At 70.8% G+C, this 12,713-nt stretch carries 13 protein-coding genes; 9 read left to right on the top strand and 4 right to left on the bottom strand.

Features of this window, described 5'->3' with window-relative positions; translation table 11 throughout:
* Positions 1-122: 122 nt before the first annotated feature.
* Together dnaN and dnaA are read right to left on the bottom strand one after the other, a co-directional pair.
* Complete coding sequence (gene dnaN, locus ABT095_RS21725) at positions 123-1,253, bottom strand: DNA polymerase III subunit beta (RefSeq protein ID WP_350531103.1); 1,131 nt, start codon at positions 1,251-1,253, stop codon at positions 123-125.
* A gap of 1,083 nt (positions 1,254-2,336) precedes the next feature.
* On the bottom strand, positions 2,337-4,319 hold the full coding sequence (dnaA, locus tag ABT095_RS21720; protein WP_350531102.1) for a chromosomal replication initiator protein DnaA: 1,983 nt from the start codon (positions 4,317-4,319) through the stop codon (positions 2,337-2,339).
* Between the two features lie 480 nt (positions 4,320-4,799).
* Here dnaA and rpmH point away from each other — a divergent pair, with 480 nt between their 5' ends.
* The 9 genes from rpmH (at position 4,800) to ABT095_RS21675 (ending at position 11,296) form a co-directional block, all read left to right on the top strand.
* Positions 4,800-4,937, top strand: a complete 138-nt coding sequence (gene rpmH / locus ABT095_RS21715) for a 50S ribosomal protein L34 (protein ID WP_104817273.1) — start codon at positions 4,800-4,802, stop codon at positions 4,935-4,937.
* Between the two features lie 18 nt (positions 4,938-4,955).
* Positions 4,956-5,381 carry a ribonuclease P protein component gene (gene rnpA, locus ABT095_RS21710; RefSeq protein WP_350531101.1) on the top strand — a complete coding sequence of 142 codons (426 nt, stop codon included), beginning with the start codon at positions 4,956-4,958 and terminating at the stop codon, positions 5,379-5,381.
* Positions 5,378-5,695 carry a membrane protein insertion efficiency factor YidD gene (yidD, locus tag ABT095_RS21705; RefSeq protein WP_350531100.1) on the top strand — a complete coding sequence of 106 codons (318 nt, stop codon included), beginning with the start codon at positions 5,378-5,380 and terminating at the stop codon, positions 5,693-5,695. The genes rnpA and yidD overlap by 4 nt, the downstream gene beginning before the upstream one ends.
* A 3-nt stretch (positions 5,696-5,698) precedes the next feature.
* The gene (gene yidC, locus ABT095_RS21700; RefSeq protein ID WP_350531099.1) at positions 5,699-6,841 is read left to right on the top strand and encodes a membrane protein insertase YidC; all 1,143 of its coding nucleotides are present in this window, start codon (positions 5,699-5,701) and stop codon (positions 6,839-6,841) included.
* Between the two features lie 79 nt (positions 6,842-6,920).
* Complete coding sequence (locus ABT095_RS21695; protein ID WP_350531098.1) at positions 6,921-7,442, top strand: Jag family protein; 522 nt, start codon at positions 6,921-6,923, stop codon at positions 7,440-7,442.
* A 150-nt stretch (positions 7,443-7,592) separates the two neighbouring features.
* Complete coding sequence (gene rsmG, locus ABT095_RS21690) at positions 7,593-8,375, top strand: 16S rRNA (guanine(527)-N(7))-methyltransferase RsmG (RefSeq protein ID WP_350531159.1); 783 nt, start codon at positions 7,593-7,595, stop codon at positions 8,373-8,375.
* Between the two features lie 204 nt (positions 8,376-8,579).
* Positions 8,580-9,533 carry a ParA family protein gene (locus ABT095_RS21685; RefSeq protein WP_502884955.1) on the top strand — a complete coding sequence of 318 codons (954 nt, stop codon included), beginning with the start codon at positions 8,580-8,582 and terminating at the stop codon, positions 9,531-9,533.
* Entirely contained in the window at positions 9,530-10,621 is a 1,092-nt protein-coding gene (locus ABT095_RS21680) for a ParB/RepB/Spo0J family partition protein (protein ID WP_350531097.1), read from the top strand. Before ABT095_RS21685 ends, ABT095_RS21680 begins: the two co-directional genes overlap by 4 nt.
* Positions 10,622-10,675: 54 nt before the next feature.
* Positions 10,676-11,296 (top strand): GNAT family N-acetyltransferase, encoded by a 621-nt coding sequence (locus tag ABT095_RS21675; RefSeq protein WP_350531096.1) that lies wholly within the window; start codon positions 10,676-10,678, stop codon positions 11,294-11,296.
* A 60-nt stretch (positions 11,297-11,356) separates the two neighbouring features.
* Here ABT095_RS21675 and trxA read toward each other — a convergent pair whose 3' ends face one another.
* Both trxA and trxB read right to left on the bottom strand, forming a co-directional pair.
* Complete coding sequence (gene trxA, locus ABT095_RS21670) at positions 11,357-11,683, bottom strand: thioredoxin (protein ID WP_350531095.1); 327 nt, start codon at positions 11,681-11,683, stop codon at positions 11,357-11,359.
* A gap of 50 nt (positions 11,684-11,733) precedes the next feature.
* Positions 11,734-12,702 carry a thioredoxin-disulfide reductase gene (trxB, locus tag ABT095_RS21665; protein WP_350531094.1) on the bottom strand — a complete coding sequence of 323 codons (969 nt, stop codon included), beginning with the start codon at positions 12,700-12,702 and terminating at the stop codon, positions 11,734-11,736.
* Positions 12,703-12,713: the final 11 nt, after the last annotated feature.

The raw sequence follows: 12,713 nt of genomic DNA, 5'->3' as shown, positions 1-12,713 counted from the left end.
CGTGCCTGACAGCGGCGCCGTTGCCGCCCTCCGAGCCTATGCGGTGAGCGGGACGCCGCCGCGCAGCCACCTCGGGGAGGTTGTCCCCAGGTGGCTGCGCGGTTGTGGACGGCGCAGGTACGTCAGCCGGAGAGGCGGACCGGCATGATCAGGTACTGGTACGCGGCGTCGGCCTCCGCGTCGATCGCGGGCTTGCCGCTGAGCAGCGCGGGCTTGGTCGAGGTGGTGAAGGCGAGCTGCGCGTACGCGGCGTCGATGGCCTTCAGGCCCTCCTCCAGGTAGCCCGGGTTGAAGGCGATCGAGATGTCGTCGCCCTCGAGGTCGGCCTCGATCCGCTCCACAGCCTGTGCGTCGTCGCCCGAGCCGGCCTCCAGGGTCAGCACGCCCTGCTCGAAGCTGAGCCGGACCGGGGTGTTGCGCTCGGCGACCAGCGAGACGCGCTTGAGCGCCTCGAGGAAGGGCTGGGTCTGGATCGCGGCGGTGGCCGAGAAGTCCGTCGGGAAGAGGTTGCGGAACTTGGGGAAGTCGCCCTCGAGCAGCCGGGTGGTGGTGCGGCGCCCGGCGCCCTCGAAGCCGATCAGGCCCTCACCGGCGCCGCCGGAGGCCAGCGCGATGGAGACGTTGTCCCCGCTGCCGAGCGACTTGGCGATGTCCTGGAGCGTCTTGGCGGGCACCAGGGCGACGGCCGAGATGTCGGCCTGCTCGGGCTTCCACAGCAGCTCGCGGACGGCGAAGCGGTACCGGTCGGTGGCGGCCAGGGTGATCTTGTCGCCCTCGATCTCGACCCGGACACCGGTCAGCACCGGCAGGGTGTCGTCGCGCCCGGCGGCCACGGCGGCCTGGCTGACGGCGGCGGCGAACACGTCACCGGAGACGGTGCCGGTGGCGGTCGGCATCTGGGGCAGGGCCGGGTACTCGTCCACCGGCAGGGTCGGGAGGGTGAACCGCGAGCTGCCGCAGACCACGCTGACCCGCATGCCGTCGGTGGAGATCTCCACAGGCCTGTTGGGAAGGTTGCGCGAGATGTCGTTCAGCAGGCGGCCGGAGACCAGCACCGTGCCCTGCTCCTCGACGTCCGCCTGCAGCTCGACCCGGGCCGAGACCTCGTAGTCGAAGCCGGAGAGGGCCAGGGTGCCCTCCTGCGCCGTCAGCAGCAGGCCGGCCAGCACCGGCACCGGCGGCCGCGCCGGGAGGCTGCGGGCAGCCCAGGCCACCGCCTCCGCGAGGACGTCACGCTCCACCCGGAACTTCACCGGTAACCGCCTCCTGGGTCCTGCTGTCGCTTCGCTCTTGATCGTCTGCTTGGGGCAGCTGTGCTCCGGCCTCGACCGGTCGGCTCCAGTTGCCTAGGACAGTCTGACGTACTTCACCGACAGCCGGGGCAAGCGAGGGGTGAAGAGGCGAACAGTTGTCGGGTCGCGGTTGTCCACAGATTTCGGGCCACCCCACCGTTTTTCGGGTCGATGGCTCTATAGGTGTAGTGGTAGTAGTAGGGCCTGTGGATACCGTGGATAACCCTGTTTTCGCAGGTCAGACCCGGTTTTTTGTCCACAGTGCCTGTGGAGGGTTCCTGTGGACGAACACGGCCTTCTGTGGATGACCGAGAGTTACCCACAGCCCACTCGGAGTATCCACAGGTTATCCCCAGCTGCGTCCCCAGATCATGACCCGGTTATCCACGGGCGTCTGTCAACGCCACGTGACGCCTTTCACACCGGGTGGTGAACTCTTCCCCAAGCTTGTCGAACTGTGGACTCTGCTGTGGAGAAGCTGGGGATAACTGGCTTTTCCCTGGGGACAAGCGGTGGACAACCCGATCGGCCCCCTGACGGCCCGCCAGATTTCCACACCCTGTGGATAACCGTTGTGCACAAGTCCACAGGCCACTGACCTGCGCGGACGAGCGTAGCGGCGGCCGCCCTGTGGAGGAATTCTGGATAACTCCGAGCCCGGTGCACTGTGGACGGGGAAAACCCACCCGATCCTGTGGAAAACCGCCTCGCCGACCAGTCGCGTTCGAATTGCTGGTCAGATGTTCGGCAGGCACCCGGAGCTGACTGGGAAGATCCTGCCCCGCCCCACTTATAGCTACACCTGCTCGCGCCCCCGATACGCCGAAAGGGAGCCAGGACGGTGTCCTGACTCCCTCTCAAGGCCGCTGCGGGGCCCGGTACTAGGGCCTCTCTTTCGGATCACGCCGGGCGGTCGCCGCCGGGGCACGCACCTCGACGGCTTCTCCTCAGTCGCCGATGCTCCGCATGGACTCCCTCGTCGGCACCGCCGATGCACGCGCCCCAACGACGCCCGCTGATCCGACGTGATCCGAAAGAGAGGCCCTAACTCTTGATGCGGTTGGTGAGCTCGGTGACCTGGTTGTAGATCGAGCGCCGCTCGGCCATCAGCGAGCGGATCTTGCGGTCCGCGTGCATCACCGTGGTGTGGTCGCGGCCGCCGAACTGCGCGCCGATCTTCGGCAGCGAGAGGTCGGTCAGCTCGCGGCAGAGGTACATGGCGATCTGGCGGGCCGTCACCAGCACCCGGCTGCGCGAGGAGCCGCACAGGTCGTCCACACCCAGCCCGAAGTACGCGGCCGTCTGCTGCATGATGACCTGCGCCGTGATCTCCGGCCCGGCGTCCTCGTCCCCACCGGGGATGAGGTCCTTGAGCACGATTCCGGCCAGCTCCAGGTCGACCGGCGCCCGGTTCAGGTTGGCGAAGGCCGTGACCCGGATCAGCGCGCCCTCCAACTCCCGGATGTTCCGGGTGATCCGGGACGCGATGAACTCCAACACGTCGGCGGGAGCGTTGAGTTGCTCCTGGATCGCCTTCTTGCGCAGGATCGCGATCCGGGTCTCCAGCTCCGGCGGGGTGACGTCGGTGATCAGCCCCCACTCGAAGCGGTTGCGCAGCCGGTCCTCCAGCGTGGTCAGCAGCTTGGGCGGCCGGTCCGAGGAGAGCACGATCTGCTTGTTCGCGTTGTGCAGCGTGTTGAAGGTGTGGAAGAACTCCTCCTGCGTCGACTCCTTGGACGCCAGGAACTGCACGTCGTCGACCAGCAGGATGTCCATGTCCCGGTACCGCTTGCGGAACGCGTCCGCCTTGCCGTCCCGGATCGAGTTGATGAACTCGTTGGTGAACTCCTCCGAGCTCACGTACCGCACCCGGGTACCCGGGAAGAGGCTGCGCGAGTAGTGCCCGATCGCGTGCAGCAGGTGGGTCTTGCCGAGGCCGGACTCGCCGTAGATGAACAGCGGGTTGTACGCCTTGGCCGGGGCCTCGGCGACGGCGACGGCCGCCGCGTGGGCGAAGCGGTTGCTCGCGCCGATCACGAAGGTGTCGAAGAGGTACTTGGGGTTCAGCCGGGCCGCGGGCTCGTCCTTGCGGGAGCCGCCGGCCGGGGGAGCGCCGGGGGGCGCGGGCACGCCCGGGCTCGGGGTGCGCTCGGGCAGCCCCGGGGGAGTGGCGGGCCGCTCGGCGACGGCGCCGCCGGGGCGGGCCGCGGGGCCGGTGGGCCCGGCCGGGGGCCGCGGGGGAGCGGCCGGGCGGCGGCCTGCCGCACCGGGCCGCGGGCCGCGGTCGCCGCCGGGCGCGCCGTACGCACCGCCGAACAGGTCGCCCTGCCCGCCGCCGTCCTGGTCGCGCTCGCCGCCCTCCGTGCCGTAGCGGCTGCGACCCCAGCTCTCGGGCCGGTCCTCGCCCTGCGGGCCGGGCTGCTCGCCCCAGCCCGGCTGCTCCTCCCGGTACGGCGCGCCGCCCTGGTAGGGCTGCTCGTCGGCTGGCTGCGGGTTGCTCGCGTACGGGTCGGGGCGCTGGTCGTAGGAGGCGCTGTCGTAGCGGCTGCGGCCGGCCCCGCCGGTGCCGTAGGAGGGCTCGGCGGGCTGCTCGTAGGAGCGGCCGTAGTCGCGCTCGGGGTAGCCCTCGCCACTGCCGGGCCAGCGGCCGGCCTCGCGGGCGCCGTACGGCGGCTCCTCGCGGTAGGAGGGCTGCTGCCAGTCGTCCTGGCGGGGCTGCTCGGCGGCCGGGGGCTCCGCGGGTGCGGCGGCGGGCGGCACGGCGTTGGCGTCCACCATCACGGCGATCCGCACCGGGCGGCCGAACTCACGGCTCAGCGCCTCGCTCAGCTGCGGCATCAGCCGGCCCTCGAGCACCTGCTTGGCGAACTCGTTGGGGGCGGCGAGCAGCGCGGTGTCGTGCATCATCCACATCGGCTGGGTGCGCCGCACCCACGCCTTGTCCTTGTCCCCGACACCGGTGTCGTTGACCAGCCGCTCGACGACCCTCGCCCAGACCACGACGAGATCGCTGTTGACATCAGCCACTGGTGCACGCTTTCTCGTTCCCCGGCAGGGGGGTGTCAAAGGTCGGACTTGCGGGGCGGTCTCTTGCTGGGGGCGGTCCGGGCCGGATGGTGACGAACAAACCAGACAAGTCCTGCAACGGTAGTCAGCGGGCAGAGCTGATTCAAGTTGCTGTCCACAGGCTGTGGGCAGGCGGGCTCAGGGCCAGGGTACGGCGGCCCGGCGGGTGGGCGGAGTGCCAGCCGGTTTGACCCTCCACCCCCCTCCCGCGTACCGTAACCAGGTCGAGTTGTCGATGGCCGCTGCCGCATGTCCGCGGGTCCTCCCGCTTCCAGAGGCGCGCAGCACGGGCGCCGTGGAATGCTCCGAAACCCAGCCGACCTGGGAAGTCGGAGCCGTACCGCCACCCACCGGGAGACCGGTGGGCAGGGGATCACGCGGACGCACGGTGACGGCCAAGCGATCTCCCGTCATCCTTCGATTCACCTCAGGAGCCCCCGAGTGAGCAAGCGCACCTTCCAGCCGAACAACCGTCGCCGCGCGAAGACCCACGGCTTCCGGCTGCGGATGCGTACCCGCGCCGGCCGCGCCATCCTGGCGTCTCGCCGTGGCAAGGGCCGCGCCGCCATCTCCGCCTGATCCGCGCAAGGGTCTGCAGTGCTGCCCTCCGAGAATCGGCTGCGGCGGCGCCAGGACTTCGCGACCGCGGTGAAACGCGGTCGCCGAGCCGGTCGGCCCCTTCTGGTCGTCCACCTCAGCAGAGCTGAGGAGACCGAGGGGCCGGCCGACCGGAACAGCGACTCCAGCCCGCACGTCGCCGAGGGGCTTCCTTCGGCGCGTGCGGGTTTCGTCGTGAGCAAGGCCGTCGGCCCCGCCGTGGTCCGCAACCAGGTGAAGCGTCGTCTGCGTCACCTGGTCCGGAGCCATCTGGCGCGCCTGCCCGCAGGTAGCCTGATAGTGGTACGCGCGCTGCCCTCGGCCGGGTCGGCCACGTACGCCGAACTCGAGCACGACCTCGCAGCGGCGCTGCGGCGGCTGCTCAAGGAGCCTTCCGGCAGTACGCCGACGGGAGCAGGGCGATGAAGTACCTGCTGATGGGGCTGATCAGGCTCTACCAGTGGACGATCAGTCCGTTGCTCGGCCCGGTCTGCCGTTACTACCCCTCGTGCTCGCACTACGGGTACGAGGCGGTGCGGGTGCACGGAGCGGTCAAGGGCAGTGGCCTGACCGCCTGGCGCATCCTGCGCTGCAACCCGTGGTCGCCCGGTGGGGTCGATCATGTTCCCCCGCGCAAGCATCCGGTCTGGCACCGTCGGCTGCGCGATCTGCTGAGCCCGAAGAGCGGGACCGCCGGGCCTGAGCCGGTGGCCGAGCCCGATGCCCACCAAGGAGTCTGACCGGTGACCTGGTCCTTCCTCAACCCTCTGTACACCGCGGTGTCCTGGATCATCGTCCAGTTCCACTCGCTGTACAGCCACGTCTTCGATCCGAACGGCGGCTGGGCCTGGGGCCTCGCGATCGCCTCCATGGTGATCGTCATCCGGATCTGCCTGATCCCGCTCTTCGTGAAGCAGATCAAGTCGACCCGGGCGATGCAGGCCATCCAGCCCAAGATGAAGGCGATCCAGGAGCGGTACAAGAACGACCGGCAGCGCCAGTCGGAAGAGATGATGAAGCTGTACAAGGAGGCGGGCACCAACCCGTTCTCCTCGTGCCTTCCCATCCTGGTGCAGATGCCGTTCTTCACCGCCCTGTACGGCGTGCTGAGCAAGGTCGCGCACCACGAGCCGATCGGCGTCATCAAGGGTGACCTGCTGGCGAGCGCCGGCCAGGCCCACATCTTCGGTGCCCCGCTCTCGGCGACCTTCCTGGGCAGCCCCCAGACCAGCGTGAAGATCGTCACCGCGGTGATGATCATCCTGATGTCGCTGTCGCAGTTCATCACCCAGCGCCAGCTGATGACCAAGAACATGGACCTCACGGTCAAGACGCCGTTCATGCAGCAGCAGAAGATGCTGATGTACGTCTTCCCGGTCATGTTCGCCGTGATGGGCATCAACTTCCCCGTCGGTGTGCTGGTCTACTGGCTGACCACCAACGTCTGGTCCATGGGCCAGCAGCTGATCGTCATCCGCAACAACCCGACGCCGGGCAGCCACGCCTTCGCCGAGCGCCAGGAGCGCCTGAAGCGCCAGGGCCGGATCAACGCGGACGGCTCGATCAAGAAGGTCGGCCTCGCGGCGCTGTTCTCGGGCAGCAAGGGTGCCGCCACCGGCACCTCGGCCAGTGCCGGGGAGACCGTCGAGGCGGCCGTGCAGGTGCGCCGGCAGCAGCCGCGCAAGCAGACCAAGTCGCAGCGGCAGCAGACCGGCCACACCAGCCTGACCAAGGAGCCGCAGGACGCGGCACCCGAGGCGGCCCCGGCCGACGAGCCCACGGAGACCACGGGTGCCGGTGCGGGCAAGGCGGCGGCCAAGCCGGGCCAGCGCCAGCAGCCGAAGCGCGGCGGCCAGCAGGGCGGCCAGGGGCGCAAGAAGAAGTAGGCCCCGGCAGGCCCCGCCCAGCCCCTCTCGAACCTCGTTCTCGGCCCCACCCGCGGGCCCATTCCGAAGGAGTCCATCAGTGACGGAAGGCACCACCTCCGCGACCAAGGCCGAGGCCGCGCCGGAGAGCCTCGTCGCCCGCCTGGAGCAGGAGGGCGACATCGCGGCCGACTACCTGGAGGGTCTGCTCGACATCGCCGACCTCGACGGTGACATCGACATGGACGTCGAGGGCGACCGCGCCCTGGTCTCGATCGTCAGCGACGGCAACGACCGCTCGCTGCAGCGGCTGGTCGGCCAGGACGGCGAGGTGCTGGAGGCGCTCCAGGAGCTGACCCGACTGGCCGTGCACCGCGAGACCGGTGAGCGCAGCCGCCTCATGCTGGACATCGCGGGCTTCCGCGCGCGCAAGCGCTCGGAGCTGGCCGAGCTGGGCAGCAAGGCCGCCGAGCAGGCGAAGAGCAGCGGAGAGCAGGTCAAGCTGCGGCCGATGACGCCGTTCGAGCGCAAGGTCGTGCACGACGCCGTCGCGGCGGCCGGCCTGCGCAGCGAGTCGGAGGGCGAGGAGCCCCAGCGCTGTGTGGTCGTGCTCCCGGCCTGACGCGGTTGCCTGACGTCCGACCCCGCCCGCTGCTGCGGGCGGGGTCGTCGTCGGTCTGAGGGCTCTGGACGTGCCGTGTTTCACGTGAAACACCGCATACGTGAAACAGTGGGGTGAGCGGTGGTGGATACGGTGAGCGGAGAGGCTGAGATGGACGCGGACGGCGAGACGACCGAGGGCATCCCGGCGCAGGAACCGGAGGGGCTGCCCGAGGCGCCGCCCGTGGCGCGGGAGGTCTTCGGGGAGCGCTACGAGACCGCCGTGCGGTACACGGAGCTGCTGGCCACGGCGGGCGTGCGGCGCGGCCTGATCGGCCCGCGCGAGGTGCCCCGGCTCTGGGACCGCCACGTGCTCAACTGCGCGGTGCTCGCCGAGCTGCTGCCCGCGGACGCCTCGCTCTGCGACGTCGGCTCCGGCGCCGGCCTGCCGGGCATCCCGGTGGCGATGGCCCGCCCGGACGTCTCGGTGACCCTGCTCGAACCGCTGCTGCGCCGGACCACCTTCCTGGAGGAGGTCGTCCGCGAGCTCGGCCTGGACAACGTCACGGTGCTGCGCGGCCGGGCCGAGGAGATGGTCGGCAAACTCGCGGTGGACGTGGTGACGGCCCGCGCGGTGGCGCCGATGGAGCGGCTGGCGGGCTGGGGCCTGCCGCTGCTGCGCCCGTACGGGCAGATGCTGGCGCTCAAGGGCGACACCGCCGAGCAGGAGCTGGCCGAATCGCGCTCGGCGCTGGCCAAGCTGGGCGCCGTGAAGTGGACGGTCATCTCGGTCGGCGAGGGCACCCTGGAGACCTCGACCCGGGTCGTCCAGGTCGAGGCCGGCGAGAGCCCCGGCGGCGTCAAGGCCGCCACCCGCCGGGCCAAGGCCGCCCGGGCCGGCCGCGCCGGCAACAAGACCGCCGACGGCCGCGGCCAGTCCCGCCGCCGCCGCTGAGCTGTGTCCAAGGCTCGTTGACCAGCCCCGGGGCGTAATCCCCGGGGCTGGTTGCTGTCTACCGTCGGAGTGTCGCACCGTCAGATTTCCGACATTGCGGGCATGGTGTTTTACGTGAAACGTCGCTCGCTGCTTCCAGGAATCCTCCGTCGCGGCCGGGCGGCGACTGTTGCCGCTCCGGTTTCACGTGAAACACTGACCCCCATGCAGGACTCGGAGACCATCGACCAGATCGATGACACGCCTATCGCACGGGCTGCCCAGGCCGCCGTGCAGGCCATCGGGCGGGCGGGGGAGGGGCTGCCCAGGCCCGCTTCGACCCGGGTGATCGTGGTGGCGAACCAGAAGGGCGGGGTGGGGAAGACCACCACCACCGTCAACCTGGCCGCCTCGCTGGCCATGCACGGGCTACGCGTCCTGGTGGTCGACCTCGACCCGCAGGGCAACGCCTCGACCGCGCTCGGCATCGACCACCACGCCGAGGTGCCGTCCATCTACGACGTCCTGGTCGAGGGCAAGCCGCTCGCCGACGTGGTGCAGCCGGTGGTCGAGGTCGAGGGCCTGTTCTGCGTGCCCGCCACCATCGACCTCGCGGGCGCCGAGATCGAGCTGGTCTCGCTGGTCGCCCGGGAGAGCCGCCTGCAGCGGGCCATCGCGGCCTACGAGCAGCCGCTGGACTACATCCTGATCGACTGCCCGCCCTCCCTGGGCCTGCTGACCGTCAACGCCCTGGTGGCCGGCCAGGAGGTGCTGATCCCGATCCAGTGCGAGTACTACGCGCTGGAGGGCCTCGGCCAGCTGCTGCGCAACGTCGAGCTGGTGCGCCAGCACCTCAACCAGCAGCTGCACGTCTCCACCATCCTGCTCACCATGTACGACGCCCGGACCCGGCTCGCCGCCCAGGTCGCGGAGGAGGTGCGGACGCACTTCGCCCAGGAGGTGCTGGCGACCGCCATCCCGCGCTCGGTGCGCATCTCCGAGGCGCCGAGCTACGGGCAGACGGTGCTGACCTATGATCCGGGTTCCACCGGAGCGCTCTCCTACCTGGAGGCGGCCCGCGAGCTCGCGCTGCGCGCGGTCGGCGCGGGCACGGTGGGGCAGCAGCGCAGCGGCGCCGCTGAGATGGCACAGCACGGCACGATGGAGGACAACCGGTGAGCGGTGGGCGCAGGGGACTCGGACGAGGGCTCGGGGCACTGATCCCGGCGGCGGCACCCGCCGCCGCGCCCGGTGCGGCCACGGTGGCTCCGGCGCGCTCCGGCGCGGCGCCGATCGTCCCCGCGGGGGCGTCCGGCACGGGGGCCCTCTCGCCCGCCGCGGTGCCGCTGCTGCCGACCGACCGCGGCACGGTGGCCGCCAAGGCCGCCGCGGAGTCCGTCCGGGACCAGCTGCTGACCCCGGTCGAGGGCGCCCGCTTCGCCGAGCTGCCGCTGGACGCCATCACGCCCAACCCGCGCCAGCCGCGTGAGGTCTTCGACGAGGACAAGCTGGCCGAGCTGGTCGCCTCCATCAAGGAGGTGGGCCTGCTCCAGCCGGTGGTGGTGCGCCAGGTCTCGGCCGACCGCTTCGAGCTGATCATGGGCGAGCGGCGCTGGCGGGCCTCCCGCGAGGCCGGTCTGGAGCAGATCCCCGCGATCGTCCGGGCCACCGAGGACGACAAGCTGCTGCTGGACGCCCTCCTGGAGAACCTGCACCGCGCCGAGCTGAACCCGCTGGAGGAGGCCGCCGCCTACGACCAGCTGCTGCGCGACTTCTCCTGCACCCACGACGAGCTCGCGGACCGGATCGGCCGCTCCCGCTCGCACGTCTCCAACACGCTGCGCCTGCTGCGGCTGTCGCCCGCCGTGCAGCGCCGGGTGGCCGCCGGTGTCCTCACCGCCGGCCACGCCCGCGCCCTGCTCGGGGTGCCGGACGGTGAGCGGCAGGACGCGCTGGCCAAGCGGATCATCGCGGAGGGGCTCTCGGTGCGCACCACCGAGGAACTGGTCGCGGTGATGGACCAGGAGGAGAAGCCCCAGCGCGGCGCCGGCCCGAAGGCCGGCCGGCTGATCTCCCCGGCCTTCAACGACCTGGCCGGGCGGCTCTCGGACCGCTTCGACACCCGGGTGAAGGTGGAGGTCTCCCAGCGCGGCGGCAAGCTCGGCAAGGGCAAGGTCGTGCTGGAGTTCGCCTCGGTGGAGGACCTGAACCGGATCCTGGACAGCCTCGCCCCGGGCGAGGAGGGGCTGCGCCTCTCGCAGGGCTGAGCCGTCCGGAGCCGAACAGGGGCATGTTTCACGTGAAACATGGAGGTGTGGGGCGTGGGACGCCGGATCGCTCCGCTGACGCTGGACAACCTGGCCGATCTTCCGAGCACCTGCCGCTCCTGCGTGTTCTGGGAGCTGGACCCGGTGACCGCCAAGGCGGCCGTCGAGTCCGGTAGACCGGAGCTGGAGAAGGAGGGCTGGATCTCGGCCGTCCTGCTGGAGTGGGGCTCCTGCGGCCGGATCGCGTACGTGGACGAGGTGCCGGCGGGCTACGTGCTGTACGCGCCGCCGGCCTACGTGCCCCGGTCGGGGGCCTTCCCGACCAGTCCGGTCTCGCCGGACGCCGTCCAGCTGATGATCAGCCGGGTGCTGTCCGGCTACCAGCGGCAGGGGCTGGGCCGGGTGCTGGTGCAGCAGGTGGTCAAGGACGTGGTGGCCCGCGGCTTCAAGGCGGTCGAGGCCTTCGGCGCCGTCGGCCGGGAGATCCCCAGCTGTGTGCTGCCCGCCGAGCACCTGCTCGCGGTGGGCTTCAAGACCGTCCGGCCGCACCACCGCTACCCCCGGCTGCGCCTGGAGGCCCGCACCACGCTCTCCTGGCGCGGCGACGTGGAGGGCGCGCTGGAGCGCCTGCTCGGCGGGGCGCGGAAGAAGGAGCTGGCCCTGCGGCCGTTCTGAGGCCTGGGGGGACGGCTGAGGGCGGGCCCGCACCAGCGGACCCGCCCTCAGTCGTACTGCCTACAGGTACTCGGCCAGCTCGCGGAGCAGGGCCGCCTTCGGACGGGCACCGGTGATGGTCTTCACCAGCTCGCCGCCCTGGTACACGTTCAGCGTCGGGATCGAGATGACGTTGTACGCGGCCGCCGTCTCCTGGTTGGCGTCGACGTCGATCTTGGCGACGGTGAGCTTGTCACCGTGCTCGCCCGCGATCTCCTCGAGGATCGGGGCGACCATGCGGCACGGGCCGCACCAGGTGGCCCAGAAATCGACCAGGACGGGCTTGTCGCTCTGGAGGACCTCGGTCTTGAAGGTTGCGTCGGTCACTTCGATGGTGGCGCCGGCCACGGGGACTCCTAGGGGTGTGGGAGGGTGCGGTACAGGTGGAGCGGGGGTGCTCAGACGGCGGCGACGGCGGCGGCCTGCGCCTCCAGGTCGTCCAGCGCGGCCAGGTAGCGCTCGGCGTCCAGCGCGGCGGAGCAGCCGGTGCCGGAGGCGGTGATCGCCTGGCGGTAGGTGTGGTCGACGACGTCACCGGCGCCGAAGACACCCGGGATGTTGGTGCGGGTGGAGGGGGCCTCCACCTTCAGGTAGCCCTCCGCGTCTAGCTCCAGCTGGCCCTTGAAGAGCTCGGTGCGCGGGTCGTGGCCGATCGCGATGAACAGGCCGGTGACCGGCAGCTCGCGCAGCTCGCCGGTGGTGGTGTCGCGCAGGGTCACGCCGCTCAGCTTCGGGTCCCCGTGGATGGCCTCGACGGCGCTGTCCCAGGCGAAGCTGATCTTCGGGTCGGCGAAGGCACGCTCCTGCATGGCCTTGGAGGCGCGCAGGGTGTCACGGCGGTGGATCACGGTGACGGAGTTGGCGAAGCGCGAGAGGAAGGTGGCCTCCTCCAGAGCGGTGTCGCCACCGCCGACCACGGCGATGTCCTGGCCCTTGAAGAAGAAGCCGTCGCAGGTGGCGCACCAGGAGACACCGCGGCCGGAGAGCTTGTCCTCGTTCGGCAGGTCGAGCTTGCGGTGCTGCGAGCCGGTGGTGACGATCACGGCGCGGGCGCGGTGCACGGTGCCCTCGGAGTCGGTCACCGTCTTGATGTCGCCGGTGAGGTCGACCTCGACGATGTCGTCCGGGATGAGCTCGGCGCCGAAGCGCTCGGCCTGGGCCCGCATGTTGTCCATCAGCTCGGGGCCCATGATGCCGTCCCGGTAACCCGGGAAGTTCTCGACCTCGGTGGTGTTCATCAGCGCGCCACCGGCGGTGACGGCACCCTCGAAGACCAGCGGCTTGAGGGAGGCTCGGGCGGTGTAGAGCGCGGCGGTGTAACCGGCGGGGCCGGACCCGATGATGATCACGTTACGGACGTCGCTCACTGCATCTCCTG

Source organism: Kitasatospora sp. NPDC002227 (assembly GCF_040296285.1).
Taxonomy (GTDB): Bacteria; Actinomycetota; Actinomycetes; order Streptomycetales; family Streptomycetaceae; genus Kitasatospora.
This window is presented reverse-complemented; position numbering and strand designations above follow the sequence as displayed.